Annotated in this window: 25 protein-coding genes; 11 read left to right on the forward strand and 14 right to left on the reverse strand. The window is 44.5% G+C overall.

Going from position 1 to position 21,587, the window contains the following annotated elements; all coding sequences use genetic code 11:
• Window positions 1-56: 56 nt before the first annotated feature.
• From C1S73_RS02390 to C1S73_RS02400, 3 genes are all read right to left on the reverse strand, one after another.
• Window positions 57-554, reverse strand: a complete 498-nt coding sequence (locus C1S73_RS02390) for a VPA0510 family protein (RefSeq protein WP_038872730.1) — start codon at window positions 552-554, stop codon at window positions 57-59.
• Between the two features lie 216 nt (window positions 555-770).
• Window positions 771-1,679 (reverse strand): N-acetylglucosamine kinase, encoded by a 909-nt coding sequence (gene nagK, locus C1S73_RS02395; RefSeq protein WP_009706081.1) that lies wholly within the window; start codon window positions 1,677-1,679, stop codon window positions 771-773.
• A gap of 173 nt (window positions 1,680-1,852) precedes the next feature.
• Window positions 1,853-2,602 (reverse strand): tRNA-uridine aminocarboxypropyltransferase, encoded by a 750-nt coding sequence (locus C1S73_RS02400; protein ID WP_038872729.1) that lies wholly within the window; start codon window positions 2,600-2,602, stop codon window positions 1,853-1,855.
• A 183-nt stretch (window positions 2,603-2,785) separates the two neighbouring features.
• Here C1S73_RS02400 and C1S73_RS02405 point away from each other — a divergent pair, with 183 nt between their 5' ends.
• Both C1S73_RS02405 and C1S73_RS02410 read left to right on the forward strand, forming a co-directional pair.
• On the forward strand, window positions 2,786-3,604 hold the full coding sequence (locus C1S73_RS02405) for a sterol desaturase family protein (protein WP_038872727.1): 819 nt from the start codon (window positions 2,786-2,788) through the stop codon (window positions 3,602-3,604).
• A complete protein-coding gene (locus C1S73_RS02410; protein WP_050566735.1) occupies window positions 3,601-3,825 on the forward strand; it encodes a DUF7661 family protein in 225 nt (74 codons plus the stop codon). The genes C1S73_RS02405 and C1S73_RS02410 overlap by 4 nt, the downstream gene beginning before the upstream one ends.
• A 6-nt stretch (window positions 3,826-3,831) precedes the next feature.
• Here C1S73_RS02410 and C1S73_RS02415 read toward each other — a convergent pair whose 3' ends face one another.
• From C1S73_RS02415 to C1S73_RS02440, 6 genes are all read right to left on the reverse strand, one after another.
• Window positions 3,832-4,050 (reverse strand): hypothetical protein, encoded by a 219-nt coding sequence (locus C1S73_RS02415; protein ID WP_038872726.1) that lies wholly within the window; start codon window positions 4,048-4,050, stop codon window positions 3,832-3,834.
• Between the two features lie 39 nt (window positions 4,051-4,089).
• Window positions 4,090-4,470 carry a hypothetical protein gene (locus C1S73_RS02420; RefSeq protein ID WP_038872723.1) on the reverse strand — a complete coding sequence of 127 codons (381 nt, stop codon included), beginning with the start codon at window positions 4,468-4,470 and terminating at the stop codon, window positions 4,090-4,092.
• 201 nt (window positions 4,471-4,671) lie between these two features.
• Window positions 4,672-4,998 (reverse strand): YceK/YidQ family lipoprotein, encoded by a 327-nt coding sequence (locus C1S73_RS02425; RefSeq protein ID WP_038872720.1) that lies wholly within the window; start codon window positions 4,996-4,998, stop codon window positions 4,672-4,674.
• A 150-nt stretch (window positions 4,999-5,148) separates the two neighbouring features.
• A complete protein-coding gene (locus C1S73_RS02430; RefSeq protein WP_038872717.1) occupies window positions 5,149-5,625 on the reverse strand; it encodes a hypothetical protein in 477 nt (158 codons plus the stop codon).
• A complete protein-coding gene (locus C1S73_RS02435) occupies window positions 5,622-6,038 on the reverse strand; it encodes an NUDIX hydrolase (RefSeq protein ID WP_038872715.1) in 417 nt (138 codons plus the stop codon). The genes C1S73_RS02430 and C1S73_RS02435 overlap by 4 nt, the downstream gene beginning before the upstream one ends.
• A gap of 221 nt (window positions 6,039-6,259) precedes the next feature.
• Window positions 6,260-8,278, reverse strand: a complete 2,019-nt coding sequence (locus tag C1S73_RS02440; protein ID WP_038872713.1) for a methyl-accepting chemotaxis protein — start codon at window positions 8,276-8,278, stop codon at window positions 6,260-6,262.
• Between the two features lie 139 nt (window positions 8,279-8,417).
• On the opposite strand from C1S73_RS02440, the gene C1S73_RS02445 reads away from it, so the two are divergent.
• The gene (locus tag C1S73_RS02445) at window positions 8,418-8,906 is read left to right on the forward strand and encodes an NlpC/P60 family protein (protein ID WP_038872711.1); all 489 of its coding nucleotides are present in this window, start codon (window positions 8,418-8,420) and stop codon (window positions 8,904-8,906) included.
• A gap of 34 nt (window positions 8,907-8,940) precedes the next feature.
• Here C1S73_RS02445 and C1S73_RS02450 read toward each other — a convergent pair whose 3' ends face one another.
• The 3 genes from C1S73_RS02450 to C1S73_RS02460 all read right to left on the reverse strand — a co-directional run bounded on the left by C1S73_RS02450 (window position 8,941) and on the right by C1S73_RS02460 (window position 11,356).
• Window positions 8,941-9,285, reverse strand: a complete 345-nt coding sequence (locus tag C1S73_RS02450) for a DUF3802 family protein (RefSeq protein ID WP_038872708.1) — start codon at window positions 9,283-9,285, stop codon at window positions 8,941-8,943.
• 140 nt (window positions 9,286-9,425) lie between these two features.
• Window positions 9,426-10,388 carry a GGDEF domain-containing protein gene (locus C1S73_RS02455; RefSeq protein WP_038872706.1) on the reverse strand — a complete coding sequence of 321 codons (963 nt, stop codon included), beginning with the start codon at window positions 10,386-10,388 and terminating at the stop codon, window positions 9,426-9,428.
• The gene (locus tag C1S73_RS02460) at window positions 10,388-11,356 is read right to left on the reverse strand and encodes a response regulator (protein ID WP_038872772.1); all 969 of its coding nucleotides are present in this window, start codon (window positions 11,354-11,356) and stop codon (window positions 10,388-10,390) included. Before C1S73_RS02460 ends, C1S73_RS02455 begins: the two co-directional genes overlap by 1 nt.
• A gap of 224 nt (window positions 11,357-11,580) precedes the next feature.
• On the opposite strand from C1S73_RS02460, the gene C1S73_RS02465 reads away from it, so the two are divergent.
• Both C1S73_RS02465 and C1S73_RS02470 read left to right on the forward strand, forming a co-directional pair.
• Window positions 11,581-12,447, forward strand: a complete 867-nt coding sequence (locus C1S73_RS02465) for a fructosamine kinase family protein (protein ID WP_038872704.1) — start codon at window positions 11,581-11,583, stop codon at window positions 12,445-12,447.
• A gap of 251 nt (window positions 12,448-12,698) precedes the next feature.
• Complete coding sequence (locus C1S73_RS02470; protein WP_038872701.1) at window positions 12,699-12,893, forward strand: CPXCG motif-containing cysteine-rich protein; 195 nt, start codon at window positions 12,699-12,701, stop codon at window positions 12,891-12,893.
• A 107-nt stretch (window positions 12,894-13,000) separates the two neighbouring features.
• Here C1S73_RS02470 and C1S73_RS02475 read toward each other — a convergent pair whose 3' ends face one another.
• On the reverse strand, window positions 13,001-13,612 hold the full coding sequence (locus C1S73_RS02475; RefSeq protein WP_038872698.1) for a riboflavin synthase: 612 nt from the start codon (window positions 13,610-13,612) through the stop codon (window positions 13,001-13,003).
• 297 nt (window positions 13,613-13,909) lie between these two features.
• Here C1S73_RS02475 and C1S73_RS02480 point away from each other — a divergent pair, with 297 nt between their 5' ends.
• Both C1S73_RS02480 and C1S73_RS02485 read left to right on the forward strand, forming a co-directional pair.
• Window positions 13,910-15,280, forward strand: a complete 1,371-nt coding sequence (locus tag C1S73_RS02480) for an MATE family efflux transporter (protein ID WP_038872695.1) — start codon at window positions 13,910-13,912, stop codon at window positions 15,278-15,280.
• A gap of 106 nt (window positions 15,281-15,386) precedes the next feature.
• A complete protein-coding gene (locus C1S73_RS02485; RefSeq protein ID WP_038872692.1) occupies window positions 15,387-16,418 on the forward strand; it encodes a DUF3080 domain-containing protein in 1,032 nt (343 codons plus the stop codon).
• A 30-nt stretch (window positions 16,419-16,448) separates the two neighbouring features.
• On the opposite strand, the gene C1S73_RS02490 is transcribed toward C1S73_RS02485, so the two are convergent.
• A complete protein-coding gene (locus C1S73_RS02490) occupies window positions 16,449-17,291 on the reverse strand; it encodes a DNA ligase (protein ID WP_038872688.1) in 843 nt (280 codons plus the stop codon).
• 316 nt (window positions 17,292-17,607) lie between these two features.
• On the opposite strand from C1S73_RS02490, the gene C1S73_RS02495 reads away from it, so the two are divergent.
• From C1S73_RS02495 to C1S73_RS02510, 4 genes are read left to right on the forward strand one after another with little or no spacing between them, the layout of a single operon-like run.
• Window positions 17,608-17,928, forward strand: a complete 321-nt coding sequence (locus C1S73_RS02495) for an STAS domain-containing protein (protein ID WP_038872685.1) — start codon at window positions 17,608-17,610, stop codon at window positions 17,926-17,928.
• Window positions 17,929-17,954: 26 nt separating this feature from the next.
• Window positions 17,955-18,803, forward strand: coding sequence for an OmpA family protein (locus C1S73_RS02500; RefSeq protein ID WP_038872683.1), 849 nt, complete (start codon window positions 17,955-17,957; stop codon window positions 18,801-18,803).
• Complete coding sequence (locus C1S73_RS02505; RefSeq protein ID WP_038872680.1) at window positions 18,800-20,899, forward strand: SLBB domain-containing protein; 2,100 nt, start codon at window positions 18,800-18,802, stop codon at window positions 20,897-20,899. Before C1S73_RS02500 ends, C1S73_RS02505 begins: the two co-directional genes overlap by 4 nt.
• On the forward strand, window positions 20,899-21,585 hold the full coding sequence (locus C1S73_RS02510; RefSeq protein WP_038872677.1) for an AAA family ATPase: 687 nt from the start codon (window positions 20,899-20,901) through the stop codon (window positions 21,583-21,585). The genes C1S73_RS02505 and C1S73_RS02510 overlap by 1 nt, the downstream gene beginning before the upstream one ends.
• The last annotated feature ends 2 nt before the right edge of the window (window positions 21,586-21,587 follow it).

Genomic DNA, 21,587 nt, shown 5'->3' on the forward strand with positions numbered 1-21,587 from the left:
AAAAAACTCGCGGCAAATCGCGAGTTTTTTTATGTATGAAATCCAAAATCAACACACTATAGCTGAGGCTCTACGATCACAAACTGGTTCGTTCCCGCAATTGGCGCATACCAGTCACTGCCTTGAACGTAGAAAGTCGCCCCATTAACGGTCACCGTGGTTGCTTCATTCGGCAACACGTCGACTATCTTACCTGCCATCCCCTTATTTGATACGACAGTGGTACTCCCCGTATTCACTTGGCTTTGCACAGATACCGGAGGTTGCTCCACATAAATATACTGATCGCCACTTCGCTTGTAATAGACATTATCAACGACGGCATAAGTGATCCCCGCTATCACTAGGTAAGTCGCGGTTCTCGGAATTTTCTTGTAATGGTATACGCGATGAACTGGCGCTTTATAAACGGGACGGTAGACAGGCTTTACCACCACCACCTTCTTTCCATGCTTTAGTGGCTTAGGTGCGGGAGGCTTGGCAAACGTCGGTGAAACCATACCAACTAAGGCGATGCTAAGAACGCCGTAGCGTAATTTTGATGAGTTGAACATCTTCATTCCTACTGTTCGTGGAAGCAATAAAAACAGCTTATCAATCGAGAGTTCAAGGGATGTAAACGAAGCGTAAAGCTGAGTAAAGATGGCAGCTCAGCAATACAGAGCAGCAGTATGGTTCGACAAAAACAAAAAAGCCTCGTTTCACATTAAAGGAGAACGAGGCTTTCAATGTTGGTCTTATGTGTTTTGGCTTATCGAAAACTCAGACGACTATTTGATGTTTAGGAACGCTGCACCACGTACGCCGCCTGAATCACCGTGTTTTGCTTTGATAATCTTCGGACACTTCGCTACAGAAAGCAGGTACTTAGGAATGCGTTTTGGCATCTCTTCGTAAATCAGTTCGAAGTTAGATAGACCGCCGCCTAGTACAACAACGTGTGGGTCAGTCGCAGTAAACAGGTTCGCAAAGCAGATTGCTAGAAGCTCCATAAAGCGCTCAACGTGCTCAACCGCTTTTGCTTCGCCTTCTGCGTGTGACTTAATGATATCGATCGCTTTCTTCTCTTCGCCGTAGTAATGCGCGTAAAGAAGCTCGAAACCACGACCAGATAGATAGCTATCTAGACAACCTTTCTTTTCACAACCACAGCCTAGTAGAGGTGCGTTGTCGCCTAGGTGGAACCATGCGTCGATAGGAAGACGTGTATGACCTACCTCACCCGCTACGTGGTTACGACCAGAGAATACTTTCCCTTCGTAGATGAAGCCGCCGCCAAAACCCGTACCAAGGATCAAACCGAGTACAGATGGTTCGTCTTGAAGGTCTTCATCCCACGCTTCAGAAAGCGCGAAACAGTTTGCATCGTTTTCAATTTTTACGCTGCGACCGATTTTAGCTTCAAGATCAGCACGAAGTGGTTTGCCTTTTGCTGCAGGTACGTTAACCGTTAGTACAGTTGCATCATCAGCATCTTCCATCCCAGGAAGACCAAGGCCAATCGTACCTTCACAACCAAATTCCGCATCGTATTTGTTAACCAGACCTGCGATGGTTTCTACCAGCAAATCGTAGTTGTCTGTTGGTGTTGGTACACGTTCAGTTGCTACACGCTCAAGTTTTTCGTTAAACGCACCAAACTCGATTTTAGTGCCACCGACATCAAAGCCGTAATACATGCAATTCTCTCCTAAAAAGCTCAAACGACTCCCAAAATATGCTGGAGTCAAAAAAGATAAACTTTAGGCATTATCCATATCTGTACGCCTGCAAACCGTGACCGAATGCAGATTTATCCCCTCATTGAAGCCAGTTGAACAACAAGCCATCAACAAAAGTTCATTCCTTAGAGTTAGCTCTCGATTTTAGCCCACTCTTTGAAACGTTTCAGATGTGGTCGAGACCAGTCGGTTTTCACGCGAGTTTTCGTCAGCATGTAGGTTTCACGGAAGGCTTCAAACCACAATTGCAAACACTCCGAAGCTTGCTCTTCACCTGCTTGTTTGAATACTAACGTCGCGACCTCTGCTGTAGACAGATGCTGCTCATTGTTCGAGCGGCGCATGATGTATTCAGACAATGATTCCGGCTCAATAGAAAGCACAGGCAAAGATTTAAGAAACTCTGAACGGCGAAAGATCTTGCGCGCTTCTCGCCAGCTACCATCAATGAAGATCAGTAACCATTTTTTATCTGAGCCATCGGAAGCCTTCAAACGCTCTGGATTCAAACCATCCAATAAACGTTCAGGCTCATCCACGTAATCTGCTGGGAACACAACCACAGGCTGATAAGCATCGTTTTCTAGCAGTGTGAGCATCTCTTGAGAAGGCTCAGTACGATTCCATTGATACACGTAGGTCTCTTGAATCGTATCAGCAATTAGACGCCCGGTATTACTCGGCTTGAACACTTCGTTTTCCGATACGATCAGCAGGCAGGCAATATTGGATTCGATGTTAGGCTGAATGTCGCACAAACAATATTGCTCAGAAACCTGACAATATGGGCAGCGAACCACTTTACAGCCACGAGCGTTAAACGGCTTCGTTGAGATAGATTGACGGTGCTGGTATAAACGATGGAAAGCGTGGATTCTCATGGATAGAAAGTGCCAGTTAGAATAAGTGCATGTATAAAGTAGAGCGCGATTCTACTTGCATCGCCAGTGAGTCTCAAGAAATGCTCGTAAACGGACGGACATTCACATTCCTTTCTTCTCGGTGAAAGATACGGTGGAGTCTTAAGGTCTTAACAAATAAGCGAATCAATCAAGGAAATTAGCGTGACCGAAACAGCATTTAACGACCCTTCTTGGCTACGACTCAGCATCTTTATTGGTGTGTTGTTGCTTTGTACTCTGTGGGAAAACAAGCTACCGAGAAAGCAGTTGACCGTCGACCGTTCGTTTCGCTGGTTTAACAATCTCACACTGGTCGCGCTGAATAGTGTCGTTATTGCTGTTGTCATGCCTATTGCCGCTTTCCAAGCTGCTATCATCGCTTATGAAAACCAATGGGGTCTACTCAATGCACTTTCCTTCCCGACTTGGTTAAATGTGCTGATAGCCGTTGTGTTACTCGATCTCATCATCTACCTACAGCATTTAGTTTTCCATCGCGTTAAACCGCTGTGGAAACTTCACCGCATGCATCATGCAGACTTGGATATCGATGTCACAACCGGAACACGATTCCACCCGATAGAAATCATTCTCTCAATGATTGTAAAAATCGCTGCGGTGTTTGCTTTAGGCGTGTCTCCTATCGCCATCGTGGTGTTTGAAATCGTATTGAATGCTAGCGCGATGTTTAACCATAGCAATGCAAAGCTGCCACTACCTTGGGATTCGAAGTTACGCAAATTGGTTGTGACGCCAGACATGCACCGCGTGCACCACTCTGTCATCGTGCGCGAGACACATTCAAACTTTGGCTTCTTCTTGTCGATATGGGATCGTTTGTTTGGCACCTACCGCGCTCAACCAGAGTTAGGTCATGATGATGTTGTGATTGGTGTTCCAGAGATCCGCGACAAAGACGAGCAAAGATTGGATAAACTAATCACCCAACCATTTCGTTATAAGGAAAAGTCTTCCTCATGAGCAGTTCAATGAAAGTGAATGTGTTTGGAAAAATCATGCTTGCTGAATGCAAAGATGGGATTTGGACGCTTTATATCGATTCGGAAACTTCGATAAAGCGCCCAATCAGAGACTTTGTAGTGCCGCCCTTTCTCGATGAAGACGAGTTACTGACCTACCTAGATGATATGTATCACGAACACGCGACCGCAACTCATCCCAATGTATTTCGGATTGAATAGAAACCGTTAGGCTTTAATCAAATCGCGTTTTTTGTTTGATTGGGTCACACCAACAAACAAACCGATAATCCCAAGAACAATTGAAGAGATGGCGAATACACTCACATCCTGTTGTTTATTGATGGCTGCGTAAACAAATGCAGCACCAAAAAAGATTGCGCCAAAACTAAAGCCCGATAGCGCGGCAAAAATTCCGAAGCTCGCAAGATCCTTAAAATTGTCCATTTCTCATCCCTGTAAAAATACTTAATAACAAAACAATAATTAACGGAATATCTGACGTGAATGGCGATGCTTTTGCGAATTCCACAGCCAAATTGATACTCCAATAGAAAACCCTAATAACAACGTTTGCCATTGCAGTTGTCCACTGCTCTCCAACACGCCCAATCCATAGTGCGCATAAGAGTTAAAGCCTACGCTGCTCAACATAATCAATAACAGTAAAACCAACCCAGTCCGGCGGTGCCTGATCAGCAAATAAACGGCGAGTAAATCAAGGAGACCAAGCGCGCTCCAATACATGTTTAACCAGCCTGGGGCAAAATCGTAAGGCAAAAAACCATCGACAATATTGTCGTAAATGTGGATGGCACCACCCACCGTCAGGCAAAGGCATAGGAGAAACAGTACGAATTTATCCATTATCGTTTCCTTTCCTTATCTGAATGAATGCGCAAAGCATATAGAAATCAGCTAAATAATTGTAATTTCAACGCCATTTTTGAGAGCGACAGTGCCTTTAAACCGTACGTGAGAGGTTGAAATAACAACAATGGCTGTTCTTCCTTATCATTTCGCTCCTGATAAAAGCATAGCGTTTGGTTTGATGGTTCGCTTGAAAGCTTAGTTAACCTCTATTGACCCTTTCTGTACCTGCATCGTTATCGTGTACGGTAGGAATAAGGTATCAGCCAACGCTGAAAAAGCAGTATCAAACACAAAAAAAGGCACCCCATCTAGTTTGGGCCCCGTGTTTTCAGAATAGCTAGGCTCACCATTCAACAAACACATGTTGTAATTCACTCCACTGTAAATTCTTGGTATTTCCTTGCAGTAGCTCTGCTTCCCCTCATGAGAGATTCTCACATGATTGTTTGTTGGGTTTAGGGTCTCTATTGTTGCACAACCTTGCGACGCAATGGCTGCCAATATGACGAGTCGCTTTTTCATGAACTTTCCTTGTTTGTACTTCCTTCGTGAGAATGATTTACGTATTTCTTCGCTTACTGCTGATAAACGTGAGATGTGACGTTTGGATGTGGTTTAGAAGCTGCAACAAATCTCCCAGTGAAATTGTCGGGAAAGAGTAATAGTCAAACGTCAATATTGCTCTCCCTCTTTAGTCTTCGCATCAATGAACACAAACTTCATCGAAGGAGGAAAGATAAAAGCATCATCACATCGATAACCTCTTAGCCAAACACCATCATCCCGCTTACGCAAATACAAACCTCTGGGATAGGTCTCTTCCTGAGCAAGAGGCAAAGAAGCGAGCGTTATGTATTCGTCTTTTGTGAGCGAAATACCTTGAAGTAACAAGTATGGTGCGACGGCGAGCGGACAAGGCTCTAGCCCTTTCAGAGCTGCATGAGCAAGAAGCTCAGCCAGCGTTGCGCCAAAAGGTGCCCCCAATTCCGAAGGCGTTGTTACCAATACAGACAATGTCTGGCCACCTTGTTTGGTTTGTATCAATTGATCTTCAAACAGCTGTAAGGCAAACGGATTGAATTGAATGCGTTGATCTTTGAGTTCTTGAAGCAACTCTGCATTCGTGTGATTACCGATTTCAACTTTCACTTAATTGCTCCAAGGCGGATAAGCTGACGAACTTGCTCTAAAGCACGCTGAAAGACAGGGTGCGCATGGGAGGAAATGTCTTTCGCAACTTCATGCCAAAATAATTCGAAATCATGTCCACAATCATCTTGAGTGTGGAAGACCCAATGTTCCGGCAACACTTCACATTCACACAAAACGAAATGCCAACGTTGCTCCTGAAATCCACTCTCCCAAGCCCCTAAGTAGGTTGTGTGATTGACCAATTCGATGCCCGACTCTTCTGCCAATTCTCTTTTTGCCGCGCTTAAGAAGTCGCAATCGAATGGTTCGACAGTACCTTTCACCAACTGAACGCCCGCAAGAGGATGTTTGAAAAGAAGAATCTCGCGGTTTTGTTTTCGCAATACCAGAGGACATACTTTAATAACCAACGAATATCTCCTCATTCTGAAGGCATATTTGTGTTGCGAGATATTCTAACAACCCTGAAGCGACAACAAAGAATTAACAAATACTAATGACACATTTCTCCCGTGCCGTTAATCAATTTGCGATTTGGGTCACTCACTCTTGGAGTCAAAAAATAAAAAGGCAGAGCGATGCCCTGCCTTTGATCGTATTGGAAGTTGGTTTGGTCTTACCTAATGCTGGATCAACTCACCTGATGCAGTTCGTATTTATGCAGCATCGCTTGTTGATGCCCCGCGATGTCTGCGACTTGCTCTGAGCTTTCAACCATGGATTCTAATTGGAGTTTAGTGTATTCACCTTGGTCAGAAATATGTGTAATGGCTTGCGATACATCGGCTGTTGCTCGTTCTTGCTCTTCTGTCGCAACAGAAATCTGTTCGACACGTAGCTGTTTATGTCGAACCGCCGCATCGATATCCGAAAAAGCCGACTTTACTTCATGACTCGATTGAAGTGCATGCGCCATCTCTTCACGCGACTCACTTACCGCTTTACGTGAACGTTCTGCGGCAGCCACAAGCTCATTCATCATCTCTCGAATATTTGTGGTTTGTTGGGACGTATCACTTGCTAACTTGCGTACTTCATCGGCGACGACTGCGAAACCTCGCCCTTGCTCCCCAGCACGCGCCGCTTCAATCGCCGCATTCAAAGCAAGTAAGTTGGTGTTATCAGCAATACCACTGATCATGTCTACCATCTCGCGGATCTGTTTAACTCGTTGGTCGAGTTCTAACATCGACCGCTCGTTCAAATTAAGGGAGCTTTCAAGAGACTCCAAACGCTGACGGTTTTGCTCTACCACACCAACCCCCTTCACTGTGTGTTCTGTCGCTAAATGCGAATCTTCGGAAGAGGCATTTGTCACCGTCGCGATCTCTCTAATCGATGCTTCTAACTGAGTAATGGTCGTCACCATGCTCGCCAGCGCTTCATTTTGCAAAGTTAAGCTTTGATTTGTTTGCTCGGCCGCATCGTGGCTTATCTCAGCGGTTTGGTACAAGGTTTCGCAGTTACGCGTGACGGTAGAAATCGAATCGTGGGTTGAATCGATAACTTGGTTGAGTTTGCGTGCGACTTCTTTAAGCTCAAACGGGCCAATCTCTTGCGCTCTATCTCGGAAATCATGTTCCGTTAAAGCGGAGAGACGAGTAAGGATGTTTTTCAACCCTCGATTGATCCAAGTACGGAGGCCAAACCAAGTCGCTAACACCACAAGCGAGATGACGCCAGCGGCAACAACAACCATTAAGCTGACGTTTTGAATGGTACTGTGGACAATAGTTTCACGCTCATCAATCAACGCTGAGGCGGAATCAGATACTTGGTCGAGCAAATACATGGTTTCGTTTGAGAGCTGAGAGGCGCGTTGAAACTCCACTTTTTGCTGCTCGCTCTGTTCGAGTTTCGCCAGAATCAAACGCAAAACCCCTTCATCTTTGAAGCCTGCCTGTACCATCTCATAAGGTGCTGTTAGGCTGGCGAACTCAGTCACTTCAGGGTGCCATTCTTTGAAGTCATCGTAAGCGAGATTTATACCAGCGATACGGTTTCGCATTTCTCTGTATTCTTGCTCCGCTTTCTCTAGCTCGGTTTGCATCATCATGACCAAGAAAGTACTTTCCATCGAGCTCGCGGATGCAATGAAGCGATTTGCCGCATCACTCGATTCAGGGTTGTCGTTGCTGAGAAACGAGCTGATACGGTTCATCTCTGGACCAATCGAACTTAACCCATACCGAAACCCACCAACGGCCGAGTTAATGTCGCTTTGCATTTGAATCACCGCAGATTGTTTCGATAAAATGGAATTGGTGACTTGATGCAACTCCTGAACATTTACTTGTAACATGTTAGATAAATGTTCCGCGACTCCCGATGTTTGTTCTATTAAACCTTCAGTTTGCTGTGCGAGAGCGTCAATTTTGGCGGTGATGAGAGGAAGTTCATCTGGATCAGAAATTTGCATTCCATAGTTAAGCAACTTTACTTGCTCTAAAACATTTCTTGTCAGTGTCGCATTTGCCATCGCCATCGGTAACGCTTTTTGAGACAACTCTTCAAATTGTTTGCCAACCTGCTCCATTCCTTTGAAACTTGAGACAGAAAGGGCTATAACAAGAGCGATGATAGTTAAAAATGTTGCACTGATCGTTTGAATCAGTGAAAAAGAAAAGCGTAGACGTTTGCGCGTTGTCATAATCAATTAATGTTCTTTCTTGGGTTTGAATCAACTTTCCGTTTATTCGTCACAGAAGTGAGACAAAACGTGATTTGTTGCCCATACTAGGTATTGGTCATGACATTAATATTTCAGTTTTAAGTTGTAGGGATGACAGGTGGGTGATGTGCGTCGTATTTATTTTCCTTTGATAATCAGTGTACTACTTAGTGCATGTTCGTCCGCCCCCGATCCAGAAACACAAGCTGAGGTCTCTCTTCCTGTTACTGAACTGCTCTCCGACAATCGGGGCCTGTTCGACTTTTATGATGAGTGGGAAGGCACGCCTTATCGCTTGGGTGGAACCAAAAAGTCTGGTATTGATTGTTCTGCCTTCGTACAGAAAGCCTTTGTCGAGGCATATCAAATGTCGTTACCAAGAACGACAAGACAGCAATCTAAGCGAGGCGTAGAGATGAGCTGGTCAGATGCACAACAGGGTGATCTAGTGTTTTTCAAAACAAGAAGAACCACTTACCATGTTGGTATCTATCTAGGGAATAAGCAGTTTATGCACGCTTCTACATCGAAAGGCGTGATCATTTCAAGAATAGACAACCCATATTGGGCATCGAAGTTTTGGCAAGTAAGAAGAGTTACCATGTAACTCCTCTTTAGTTCGAAATGACGAGAGACTAGGTTCAATCGTAAGTCGCGACAGCGGTATCAAATAAGTTTTTCACTAGCGCAATGTATTCATCAAGGAATGCAATTTGCTCGTTGGTCGCTTTCTTACCCCAAACGCCAGCTAACACTTCACCAAGGTCTTCAACAACGGCATCCGCTTCTTTAAGTAGCTTGAAACGTACACTTGAATGCAGTTCTGGGTTTTGTTCGAAAATCGCCATGATGTTCGACGCCACCATGTCATTCACGACATCTTCGATGCTTTCTGTTCCTGTGTCACCAATTTCAGACGTGAAAATATCTAAGTTAAGTGACAGGTGCTCTATAAGAGCGAGATATCCATCGGTTTCTACAACCACTGTTTTTCTCCGTTTAATGCAAGCCTTCGAAGATGAAAGCGAATTAGTTTCAATAGTAAGACATGCCGAGAAAATTTCATTAACTTATTTCATATTAACAAGCATTGATGCGCCAACTGAATGATTTTTATCCAATTAGGTTAGTCGTCTTGATGACAACAAGTCTGATTGCGTCCATTCTCTTTCGCGCGATACAACGCTGCATCGGCACTCTTCAGCCATTGTGTGTGACTCTCAAAGTTAGATTTATACTCGCAAACACCGATACTTATCGTGTAGTTAATCAAAAAGTCTTCAACTTTCACGATTTCTTGCTCAATTCGTTTTCTAAGACGCTCTGCGAAATAGGACGCTTGTTCTTGGTTGGTATGTGGCAATAAAACGGTAAACTCTTCTCCACCAAAACGCCCACACACGTCGCTACTGCGTGCGGTTTTCCGCAATAAACTGGACGTCCGACGGATTACTTCATCCCCAGTATGGTGACCATAGGTATCATTGACTTTTTTAAAATGGTCGATGTCAAAAATAACCAATGAGCACGCCCCTTCCATCACTTTAAGTTGATTGAATTCTTCCTTCAGTGACTGTTCCCAATAAGCACGGTTAAATAATCCGGTTAATCCATCTTTGCGGCTGATTTCAGACAGGTGTTGGTTGGTTTCTCTTAAGTGGATTCTATTACGCGCGGTTTCCGAGACATCGTTGATTTGAATGGCTATGTGGCTCACTTCGCCTGATAACGAGCGTAACGGCGTGATAACAATATCTTGGAACATCAAATGACTGCTGTTGGAAACCGGCGAAAAGTTGTTGAATTTAAAAAGGTATGGACGGTTTTCCCAGCTTGAAAATGAACGAGTTTCTAAATCCGCGGACGTCTTGAGCTTGGTCTCTAGCCAAGTTCGGGGTAAATCTTGGAAATGGTCAAACAAACATTCACCGAGGATATTCTGCGATAATATGCCACTGTAAGACTGCATAAAACTGTTCCACACGCAGACTTTATAGTCTTCATCTAAAACGATGAGCCCTGAGTCCATGGTATCGAGTATTTGGGTAACCCAATGAAAGTCTGCTATGTCCAGCGTAATTTCGGACATTAGATTAGCTCCATAATTTCATAGATGATTTCTACGGATGATTTATCTATCAAAAACAGAACTTCACACTCAAAATCGAGCGCCTCTGCCATGTAGGTGTATTCGATGGTAAAGAGTTCACCAGATTCACTCTTCTCTTCATTGTATGGAATGACGTTTTCTATAATGGCAGGCTGGCGCAACGAAAATTGCTTATCCAACTGTGTACCCAGTGACGTTAAGAATGAAGATACCAAAAGATTCGACACATTCAGGATAATCTCGTTGTGCCGAGTGAACTCAAGCAAATAACCAAGGCGCTCTCCGATTTGATTGATGTCTTTGCCACGCAAACAAACTAGAGCTTCACCATGGATACCACCACCAACAAATCGCTGAGCAACGGCAACTGAACTGTCTCGACCGATCACGTCCACTAACGTCATATGCAGTTCTCCATACGACAATGGACCAACGTGGGGCACTGGCAGTTGAATGAACTCATGAAGATGGTCGGCCATAATCGCAGCACCCTTGCCTAACGCGATGTTGGCCACTTCACGAAATTTCGCCAGAGGGGTAATCTCAATTTCGGGGGCTGGCGCTGCATTCCCACTCGAGCTAAATGCGTATTGCAACCCTAACGTTTCGTATAGCGGGATAACCTGTTCTTCTGACAGAGGCTTGGCGATAAAGTCGATTGCGCCAAGATCTAAACAACGTTGTTTAGCCTCTTGCTGAACGTCACCAGAAATGATGACAACTTGAGTGGGATAATTGCTGACCGGTAGAGACTCTAGTACCTCGAACCCGTCCATAATCGGCATCGTTAAATCGAGAAACAAAACGTCAATATTTTGTTCCGCTAGAATCGTCAACGCTTCGTAACCGTCTTGGGCTTCGATCAGGTGCAATGATGTTTCGTGTACGATGGAACGGGATATCAACTTTCGTGCTACCGCCGAATCATCACAAATCAGTATTTTCATGCCACCAATGGAACTAAAGTCAAAAAAATAATAATACTCGTTGTATACCAATAGCTCCATATGTTAAGTCCATAAATCATAGGGTTATAGGCGACATGATTCACACTTATGCACATTTTCTACTATATGCAGCAGTTTTATTGTCGAAGTTTGCTCAACTGCGCGTCAATCTTCCGCCGTTTATCCTAAACTATTGTTGGTCAAATAGATAAGCGAGGTTTTGTATGTGGCAAGCAATATCGCAACAGCTTTCTGATACCTTGATGTTCGAATATCAAATCACTGAGAAGACACGCCTCTCTGGTGGAGACATCAGTGAGAGTTACATGATCAATGACGGAGAACAGCGCTATTTCGTCAAACTCAATGATCGAGACTTTTTATCTAAGTTCGAAGTTGAAGTAGAAAGCCTTCACTTGTTACGTGAAACCTCGACGGTTTTCGTCCCTGAAGTCGTGTTAGCGGGCAAAACCAAAACCCACTCATTCTTGATCCTGAATTACCTACCAACCAAACCACTTGAAGATGCAAAGCACAGCTTTAAGTTTGGCCAGCAACTGGCGCGTTTACATTTGTGGGGAGAACAGAAAGAGTTCGGATTTGATTCCGACAATTACATATGCTCTACCCTTCAACCAAATCAATGGCATAAAAAGTGGTGTGTCTTTTTTTCTGAGCAACGAATAGGTTGGCAGTTACAGTTGCTGAAAGAAAAAGGTGTCACCCTCGTCGATATCGATGACTTTATTGATGTTGTGAAACAGCTTTTAGCCAATCACGCTCCAGAGCCATCATTGCTTCACGGTGATTTGTGGAATGGGAACACGGCATTGACACCATTTGGCCCTATCTGCTTTGACCCTGCTTGCTATTGGGGAGATCGTGAATGTGATATCGCGATGACTGAGCTGTTTGGTGGGTTCCAACCGGAGTTTTATCAAGGATATGAATCCGTTGCGCCATTACCCACAGGCTATGATGAACGAAAAGACATCTACAACCTTTATCACATCCTCAATCATTGTAACTTGTTCGGAGGTCACTATCTTGAACAGGCCCAATCGATAATTAAGAAGATTATTTCTTATTGATCTGGAAGGGAAAGATCATTGCCGAATGTAAAAATTCGACGCACATCACCCTAGTTTAAAGCCCCAAGCTCAATCATGAGTTTGGGGTCAACTTTTGTACTTATTTCGACTCAATTAGCAACAACTGCACCTAATATTCAAAGTAACTCGACTTAATTTGAATCTCTGCACCAGAGAGAAGACGAGTGTTCAAGGGCTGAATTTTCGAGACACCAAAGTATTAAAAGCCCTGCAATACTAGGAGTTTTTGTATGCAAAATTACACTGAAAGACATGTTAAATGCCCTCACTGTGGGCACTCTATCGGTATCACTTTAGATGCAAGTAATGGTAACCAAGAGTTTTATGACGACTGCCCTGCGTGCTGCCACGCCATCCACCTCAACATGAAAGTGGATGAGATGCACGAAAAGGTAGAACTGTTCATTGACGATAACTACGAATAGAGAGCTTTAATCCCCCCGAGTAATCATCTACATGAAGTAAACATCTACACAAAATATAAAAAGGAGCGGTTAAGCTCCTTTCTTGTTTCCGGTCATAAGTAAACGCCTTACAACTGCTTTGCTGCTAATACACGTTCAACCGTATCGACGATGGCTTGGGTTTGCGGGTCAAATTCAATGTTTATTTTCTCTCCAACCTGGCGCGCACCAAACAAGGTTCTTTGCAGGGTTTCCGGAATCAAATGCACCGAGAATCGATTCTCTTCGACTTCGCCGATGGTCAGTGAGCAACCGTCCAAACCGATGTACCCTTTAGCAAGTACATATTTCATTGATTCTTGCGGCAGTGCAAACCAAATGGTGCGGTTGTTTGGTGTATCAATCACATCAACAATTTCGCCCATTAAACTGATGTGCCCCGACATACTGTGGCCACCAATCTCATCACCAAATTTGGCTGCTCGCTCAATATTTACGCTGTCGCCTTCTATCAATGCACCTAGGTTTGTAAGAGCTAAGGTTGCTTGCATTAGATCGAAACTGATGTGCGTTCCTTCAATTTTGGTGACGGTTAAACAACAACCATTGTGTGCGACCGAGGCTCCAATCTCTAACCCTTCACTTAACGAGCCTTCAAGTTCGATAACGTGAGTTTGAAAGCGCTCTTTTTTTTCGATTTGAACGACTTTAGCCGTACCCTGAACTATTCCTGTAAACATTCTCTTTACCTATTTGTTAGAAGCGACTGATAGCCAGAACGAACATTCGCAAGCTGTTTTTACCATTGTCTATCAATTAACCAAAAATCCCTATCTTGTGGGTATGGCATCTGGGCATACAATTGTTTATCATCTGCGCGGAGTTCCTCCGAGGCATTTTTTCACCTTATAGTGACTAAAATCAACCATCAGATCAGTTCATCACATCTTTTGTCCTCGAGTACTCCCTATCTTTTCAACTTATTTCATTTTCAACTTATTTCATTTTCAACTTATTGTTCCGCTCTGGAGTATTTCGTGCATCGCTATAAAGAAGAAGCATCGAGTCTTATTAAACTGGCGACCCCTGTGTTGATCGCTTCTGTCGCGCAAACCGGGATGGGGTTTGTGGATACCGTCATGGCTGGTGGCGTCAGTGCTACTGACATGGCTGCGGTATCTGTTGCAGCAAGTATTTGGTTACCGTCAATTTTATTTGGCGTTGGCTTATTGATGGCCCTTGTACCTGTTGTCGCTCAATTAAATGGTTCTGGCCGTCGAGTAAAAATTCCTTTTGAGATCCAACAAGGCATCGTTTTGGCATTGTTGATCAGCATCCCTATTATCGGCGTTTTGTTCCAAACTAAGTTCATACTTGGATTGATGGATGTAGAAGCAGCGATGACAGAGAAAACCGTTGGTTACATCCACGCGGTTATTTTTGCAGTACCCGCTTTCTTATTATTCCAAACGTTACGCAGCTTTACTGATGGCATGTCTCTAACCAAGCCTGCCATGGTGATTGGTTTCATCGGCCTAATGTTGAACATCCCATTAAACTGGATTTTCGTTTACGGTAAGTTTGGTATGCCAGCCCTTGGTGGTGTTGGTTGTGGCGTCGCAACAGCCATCGTTTATTGGGTGATGTTTGGGCTGCTTTTCCTTTATGTGACTACGTCTGCTCGTCTAAAAAGCATCAATCTGTTTGGCGAATTTCATAAACCACAGCTGAAAGCTCAGATTCGTCTGTTTAAGCTCGGCTTCCCTGTTGCCGCTGCATTGTTCTTTGAAGTGACATTGTTTGCTGTGGTCGCGCTTTTGGTCTCTCCATTAGGTTCAATCATTGTTGCCGCGCACCAAGTCGCCATTAACTTCTCTTCATTGGTGTTTATGCTGCCAATGAGTGTAGGTGCCGCAGTCAGTATTCGTGTTGGTCACCGTCTAGGGGAAGAAAACGTCGATGGCGCACGCGTCGCTTCTCGTGTTGGCGTCATGGTCGGTTTAGCGTTAGCAATGATGACCGCGATTCTTACGGTTCTGTTCCGTGAGCAAATCGCTTTGCTTTACACGAATAACCCAGAAGTTATCGAACTAGCGATGGTGCTATTGCTGTTTGCTGCAATCTACCAATGCACTGATGCGGTTCAAGTTATCGCTGCTGGTGCACTACGTGGCTATAAAGACATGCGTGCAATCTTCAACCGTACCTTTGTTGCGTACTGGTTATTGGGACTTCCAATTGGTTACATTCTTGGCCGCACAGATTGGATTGTTGAACCAATGGGCGCACAAGGCTTTTGGTTGGGCTTCATCATAGGCCTATCTTCAGCGGCTTTCCTATTGGGTATTCGTTTACGTTGGATGCACCATCAAGAGCCAGAAGTTCAGTTGAATTTCTCTCAGCAATAACTCGAACTTCAACCCGCCAAATTTTAAAGCCAGCACTCGCTGGCTTTTTTGATCTCTCATATTCGTTAAGCGGTATACTTATCTAAGTGATTAAAAAGGAAATGCTGTGAGAAGTTCCCTTGTAAGAAGCTCCCTTGTTGCTGCGGCGCTTGTACTACCGACAACCTTACTAAGTGGGTGCAACGACTGGTTTAACCCAGAGAAAGCGGTATTCGAAAAATACAATCAACGCCTAGCCAACGTGTTAGATACGTCGGAGTCGGAGTTAGAAGCCTCTCCCGCTGTCACTATTCCTGATAAAAGAGAACTGTTTCAAGAGCTCCCTCGTCTATCACTTGGCTTACTCGAAAGCTACCAACTGCGTCAATGTGGTTTGTTTAACTTACTAGCAGAAAAAAACTCTCAACTGGGTAAAGTTCAAGACGCCTTTTACGACTTTGATTATCAAACCAACCTGCTGAGAACACTGAATGGCTGCTTGAGTGATTACCCATTGAGTGATGAAGAAAATACAAAGCTGAACGGTTTGTACGGCCAGAAGTGGCACCATCTAACAGTGCATCTCGACAATATGTTGCTGACTAGCGATGCCATGCGCAAACAGCTAACAGGATCTGAATGGTTACCATTGGAAAGCAAAGACCAAGTTGCACACGTACGAGATGCTTTCCTTGCTTTGGATGAAATGTATCAAACACCATATCGCACTCTTTCTCGCTTGCCCGATGTGACCATTGTGAACTACCAAGAAGAGATCGAAAAAACACGTCTCGTTGGTCGACTCTATTACACTTTGATTGATGCGACTCATTGGTTAGAACAAACCACACACATGCTCGAAGCAAACCAAGACAAAATCATTTGTGGTGCCAACCGTGATACCACGCAATTTCGTTACTTGAGAAACGTCTTCCAAACAATTTATGTTGCAGAGGTTCAACCTTACATGGCATACGTCGACAGTACCTATCAGCAACTCGACGGGGGACTTTCCCTTGTTGAAAAGAGAATGCAAGCTCATGGTGCAAACTATGGAATAGAAAAAGCACACGATCAGTTTCGTGAGGAAACAATGAAGCATGTGCAATTTTGGAAAAATCTATTTAAACGTTGTGGTGTGAAAGTCGGAAATAGTTAGCTCAAGCCGTTTATACGCCGTTATTTAGATTTATTGTGAAGCCCGTTCTCTCAAGAATCGGGCAAATCTTGGTTTGCCATTATGGGTAAAACCGTTGTAGCGAAACGTAATGGTAGATCCTATTCGAGGAGGAGATTTTCGAACGTCATCGGTAAAGCCGCTACCAATGTAAAACTCAGTGCCGTCTGCCAACCTAACCAACAAGGCGCCCATCATACCCAATAAACGACCAGTTCCTGGTTTGTAGCCCAATACTAAGGCCTCTGCATCTTCATAACGCTTAAGTTTGAGTAAATCACTACCTCTACCCGCTTGGTATCGGCTTGATACCTTTCGCAACATCACACCTTCGCCGTCAGATTGCGAAATTCGGTCCAATTGCGTGAACAAATGTTTCTCATCTTGAATTGCACGATGCTCAACGTATTTAATATGAGGGGCGTCAATCGTAAACACCAGATCTTGAATGTTGTAGTAGCGCTTTTGATAATCACCCGCAGAATACGGCATATCGAAAACCATAAAATCGATTCGTCGCCATGCGCCTTCTACTGGCGTTTTATCCAATACCGTTTGTTGAACAAGATGGAAATTTCCTCGACCAGCCCATAACTCGCCATCCAAAGGGTAATCTGGCAATACCTTGGTAAACCACTCTGGCGCGTAAATGCGGTTGCCGTTGCGTGTAACGAGATGTTGACCGGTCCAATACGCTCGAATCCCATCCAGTTTCTCGCTATACCAATACTGAGAGACATCGATACCATCTTGGTATGATTCAGCTAAAGAGACAGGTGGAAGTAAATTAGGATCAGCTTGTGGCTGAGCAGAAGCAATTACAGCGAGGGCAATCAATGTCATTCTTAATGGCATGTGGGGACCTTGTACAAAAAAGCATCTCCATTGAACCGTAAGTCGATCAATTCACCTACTCAACATTTTGCATTCTACGATCTAGAGCAACACTCATAAGTAAGCAAATGCAAACGCGCACATAAAGTTCAGATCGAAATAGCATTTATAAATTCTTCGATCTGTATGCGTTTTTGATTCTCAAAATGAAATCGCCTTAATTCTCAATATAAAAACCAAGAACTTGCATAAGTAACTGCATGTTTTTATGAACTTTTATTATTGGCATGTTCCGTGCTCTATACCAACCAGACAGTTTGTTAACGGAGAATGCACTATGGAACTGCGAAAATTGGAAACCGACCAAAACACATTGACCATCGAATTTTTTGGTGATTTAGACGCAAAAGGCTGTCGTCAAGCTCAGCATCATATTGATGAGGTAATTCACAGCGATGATCACAAGGAAGTCGAAATCAACCTCAAACACGTCCAATTTCTTGATTCCTCAGGGATTGGTGCCATTGTTTATTTATATAAGCGCCTAGTTGAACGTGAACGCAGTATGATAATCGAAAACGTATCGGGACAACCGTTAGAGATAATGAGCCTGTTACGTATAAATCATGCGATTCCCGTCAATTCAAAAGGCCACTAAAAACACCGGTTAATACGGAGGTTGGCATGGTGAATCTAATACGACAAAGTGTAATGAGCGGTCTCGTTGTCGGCGTTGTTGGTTGCTCAGCGTTTAGCTACCCCGATCATGGTCAGGGCGGCATGGCGGAAAGTTACCAAGATATTTCTATCGAGAATTATCAGTTTTCACCGGTTATGCCTGATGAGCCTCTTGGCCCAGAGCATGGGCTTCGCTTCGATTGGCAACTCACAAAACTTCATTTAGATGCCTTAATTGATGAAGGCGCAAGATGGTGTTTCCCTGCTGCCGTAGTGCAAGCATTAGAAAAGCAAAATCGAATCGCAAGAGAACTCGAGGGCGGGCTTTTACTTGATGCTGCAAACGATATTGTGATTCAGCGTCGTCGATTGAGCCAACTGGAACAACAACTTGATTACGTGCTCTCTCAAACCACTTGCTCGCCGCCGCAAGACATTGAAGCTCTGCGCAGCGACTTAAACATCGTCGCTGACGTCTATGACCTGCTCAATATCGATAATCAGTTCGCCGTCGATTCTGCCGAAATCAATCCAAAGTACATGGGACACCTTGCGGAAGCGGCTTACATTTTACGAGAGCACCCTTCTCTCTCCTTAGTGGTAACGGGTCATGCCGACGTTACTGGCGAACCGGAATACAACCAAAAGCTCGCACAAGAACGTGCAGAACAAGTAAAACGATACCTCAATGTCTTCGGTATCACCTCTGATCGCGTGCAAACAAAATCCGTGGGTGAAAAGCTCCCACTCTACGAAGGACAAACACCAGCGATTCGCTTGACCAACCGCCGAGTAAGCATTGAAGTACTCAACTCAAATTCTGACAGCACAACAGAAATGGGAGACACGCTATGAGCATCCTCAAATCGATTGTCGCCCTTTTGTTACTTTGCATGATCAACATAAATGCGAGTTGGGCTGCGGAAGACGATGTCGTTAAAGTCGGTGATTTAGTCCAAATCAACCTTCCAGGAGAAGCCTCACTAAACAAAGGCTTCCAAGTCGATAAACGAGGTCGCATCAGCCTACCGGAAATCGGACCTGTATTTGTAGCTGGATATAATGAAAAGCAACTTCAAGATGTGATTATCGAAAACCTGAAATCCGTTTATCGAGACGTGAACAACGCGCGCGTTTTCATCAAGCAGCAGCAACTACTCATATCCGTTCAAGGCTATGTGGTCAAACCCGGAGAATACACTTTACAAGCCGGCTCTAACATTCAAATGTTCCTATACGAAGCCGGTGGACTCCGTGCTGGTGCGCAGCTGGATAAAATCATCGTCAAGCGCGGTAACAAGAACATCGAATTCGATTACAAACGCTTCCTTGATACTGGTGATGACACCCAACTGCCGACGCTTGAATCTCTGGATGTTCTCTTCGTCCCTGCCTCTCCTCTCGTTGGTAACATAGAGCAAGAATTTGACGCTGCTAAACTGGCCAACTCTGGCGACAGTGCAGATGAAACGAAAGCTATCAAAGTGTTTGGTGAGGTGAACGCACCCGGCTCATTCACATACAAGCCAAACACAACACTCGTCGACGTTGTGATGCGAGCGGGTGGTGTTACGCGCTTCGCGAGTGTCGAACAAATCCGTGTGATCACCAACAATACACCAGTGATTTTTAACCTAAAGCGCTACCTAGACTCAGGTGATTCCAACTTACTACCAGATATCTTACCAGGGGCAACCATCTTTGTGCCTAAGCAAGAGGAAGAGATAAAAGCGGGTGCCAATGTTGTTTATGTTATGGGTGAAGTCGCAAACCCTGGAGCATTTGAAGGCAAAAAAGGCGCGAGCTTTATGGACATTCTCGCCAACGCTGGCGGCCCTACTCGTTTTGCTGAATCCCGCCAAATCCGTGTGATTAAAGCGAACGGACAAGTGATCAAATTCGACCTTACGGCACACACAGAGGGGCTCACTTCTGCGAGACCGCCTGCAATATCCTCAGGAGACGCTATTTTCGTCCCTGAGAAAACCGATATGAATGAAAAATCATGGTTGAAAGTCGCACCAAGCCGAGCTGTCGCAGTGATGGGGGAAGTGGTTCGTCCAGGTCGAATCGAATGGTCCAATGAAATGGATTTGATTGACCTACTCGCCCACGTTGGCGGCCCTACTCGCCGCGCAGACACCAGCAAAATAGAAGTGGCGAATAACGGTAAGATGACTCAGTTTGATTTGGACAAGTACATCCTACAAGGCTCACCAACCTCTAAGTTACCGAGCGTATCTGCAGGAACCGTGGTTCGAATTCATGCCCTGCCAGATGATCCAACAGACAACAAATCACAATGGGTTAGCCAAAGTTCAGATGCGTCTATTTATGTTTTTGGACAAATCAACTCTCCAGGCCGCTACCGTTTTACCAATGAGATGCACTTTCTCGACATTCTTTCTGCGGCTGACGGCCCAACGAAAGATGCCGATATTCATAATATTCGAGTAACGCACCGTGGTCTTGGTTACGCTAAAGTCAGCAAATTAAACCTATCGATGTATTTTGAAACCGGTGATGAAAACATCTTGCCGGATGTTCGCCCGGGCGACACCATCTACATCCCTGAGAAGAATAAGAACTGGCTTGACCGCTCAAAAGAGTCGACCGTACGAGTGTTGGGAGAAGTGAGAGACCCAGGTCGTTACGTGTTTAATGACAATATGACAATCCTTGACCTATTGGCAGAAGCCGGAGGACCAAGTGATAACGCTTACGTAGAAAAAATTAGCGTGGTCAACATGTCTTGTTGCCAAGGCCAAGCTCGTACATTCGATCTAACCGAGTTTAGTAAAACCGCTAACATTTATGACCTTCCGGTTATCCGCGCGGGCGACACTATCTATATTCCACACAAAGATGAGAGTTTTGCAGAGAAAGCACGGGCTGGCTTACGTGACCTTTTGCAAATCACGACCACCATTGTGTTAATAGGAGCGCTGTAATGACTATTCCTGCGACTCATGCTGAAATCGAACAAATCTACTTACAGGCCGAATTAAAAGGCCATCGCTCCCTATGTATCGTCGCTTGTCAATCCGAAGACGGCGTGACATCCGTGGCTTCCGCTTTGGCCGAGCGTTTGATTCTTGCAGGGCATAACACGCTTTACGTGGATTTGAATTTGTTCAAGCCTGCATACAATACGGTGCATGAATTTCCTGAGCAAGACGGCATCGGACAGCTCATCGCAAGAGAAGAAGATCATCAGACCTTAGTCGGCTTAACGGCCCCATCGATGGCCAGCACGCAACTCGCTTATCGCGATCCAACCATGCTTAAAAAAGTCATTGAGACTTGGTTGGACCAATATGATCGTGTCGTCATCGACACCTCACCATTATTGAGCTTAAATCGTAATAACATCCCCGCTCAAGTGGTTGCAGGCGTCTGTGATGCGAGCATATTAGTCGCCTGTTACGGTTCGACCACAACTACACAAATTAACCAAGCCAAAAAACTATTAGAGAACAGTAACGCCAACCTACTTGGGGCGGTATTAAACATGAAGCACAATGCAGGCTTAAAAGACGAATTGATTCGTCAGGTAAAAAAGCTGCGCTTTTTGCCAGGCAAGTTAAAAGCAAAAATATCGCAACAGATTAAAGACAGCGAATTATTTACCTTATAGGG

The sequence above is a fragment of the Vibrio jasicida 090810c genome, assembly GCF_002887615.1.
Classification (GTDB): domain Bacteria; phylum Pseudomonadota; class Gammaproteobacteria; order Enterobacterales; family Vibrionaceae; genus Vibrio; species Vibrio jasicida.

Excerpts from the sequence above, each read along its gene's own strand:
- C1S73_RS02390 (WP_038872730.1), bottom strand. The coding sequence starts at position 554 with ATGTTCAACTCATCAAAATTACGCTACGGCGTTCTTAGCATCGCCTTA.
- nagK (WP_009706081.1), bottom strand. The coding sequence starts at position 1,679 with ATGTATTACGGCTTTGATGTCGGTGGCACTAAAATCGAGTTTGGTGCG.
- C1S73_RS02400 (WP_038872729.1), bottom strand. The coding sequence starts at position 2,602 with ATGAGAATCCACGCTTTCCATCGTTTATACCAGCACCGTCAATCTATC.
- C1S73_RS02410 (WP_050566735.1), top strand. The coding sequence starts at position 3,601 with ATGAGCAGTTCAATGAAAGTGAATGTGTTTGGAAAAATCATGCTTGCT.
- C1S73_RS02415 (WP_038872726.1), bottom strand. The coding sequence starts at position 4,050 with ATGGACAATTTTAAGGATCTTGCGAGCTTCGGAATTTTTGCCGCGCTA.
- C1S73_RS02420 (WP_038872723.1), bottom strand. The coding sequence starts at position 4,470 with ATGGATAAATTCGTACTGTTTCTCCTATGCCTTTGCCTGACGGTGGGT.
- C1S73_RS02425 (WP_038872720.1), bottom strand. The coding sequence starts at position 4,998 with ATGAAAAAGCGACTCGTCATATTGGCAGCCATTGCGTCGCAAGGTTGT.
- C1S73_RS02440 (WP_038872713.1), bottom strand. The coding sequence starts at position 8,278 with ATGACAACGCGCAAACGTCTACGCTTTTCTTTTTCACTGATTCAAACG.
- C1S73_RS02455 (WP_038872706.1), bottom strand. The coding sequence starts at position 10,388 with ATGTCCGAAATTACGCTGGACATAGCAGACTTTCATTGGGTTACCCAA.
- C1S73_RS02460 (WP_038872772.1), bottom strand. The coding sequence starts at position 11,356 with ATGAAAATACTGATTTGTGATGATTCGGCGGTAGCACGAAAGTTGATA.
- C1S73_RS02465 (WP_038872704.1), top strand. The coding sequence starts at position 11,581 with ATGTGGCAAGCAATATCGCAACAGCTTTCTGATACCTTGATGTTCGAA.
- C1S73_RS02470 (WP_038872701.1), top strand. The coding sequence starts at position 12,699 with ATGCAAAATTACACTGAAAGACATGTTAAATGCCCTCACTGTGGGCAC.
- C1S73_RS02475 (WP_038872698.1), bottom strand. The coding sequence starts at position 13,612 with ATGTTTACAGGAATAGTTCAGGGTACGGCTAAAGTCGTTCAAATCGAA.
- C1S73_RS02490 (WP_038872688.1), bottom strand. The coding sequence starts at position 17,291 with ATGCCATTAAGAATGACATTGATTGCCCTCGCTGTAATTGCTTCTGCT.
- C1S73_RS02495 (WP_038872685.1), top strand. The coding sequence starts at position 17,608 with ATGGAACTGCGAAAATTGGAAACCGACCAAAACACATTGACCATCGAA.
- C1S73_RS02500 (WP_038872683.1), top strand. The coding sequence starts at position 17,955 with ATGGTGAATCTAATACGACAAAGTGTAATGAGCGGTCTCGTTGTCGGC.
- C1S73_RS02505 (WP_038872680.1), top strand. The coding sequence starts at position 18,800 with ATGAGCATCCTCAAATCGATTGTCGCCCTTTTGTTACTTTGCATGATC.
- C1S73_RS02510 (WP_038872677.1), top strand. The coding sequence starts at position 20,899 with ATGACTATTCCTGCGACTCATGCTGAAATCGAACAAATCTACTTACAG.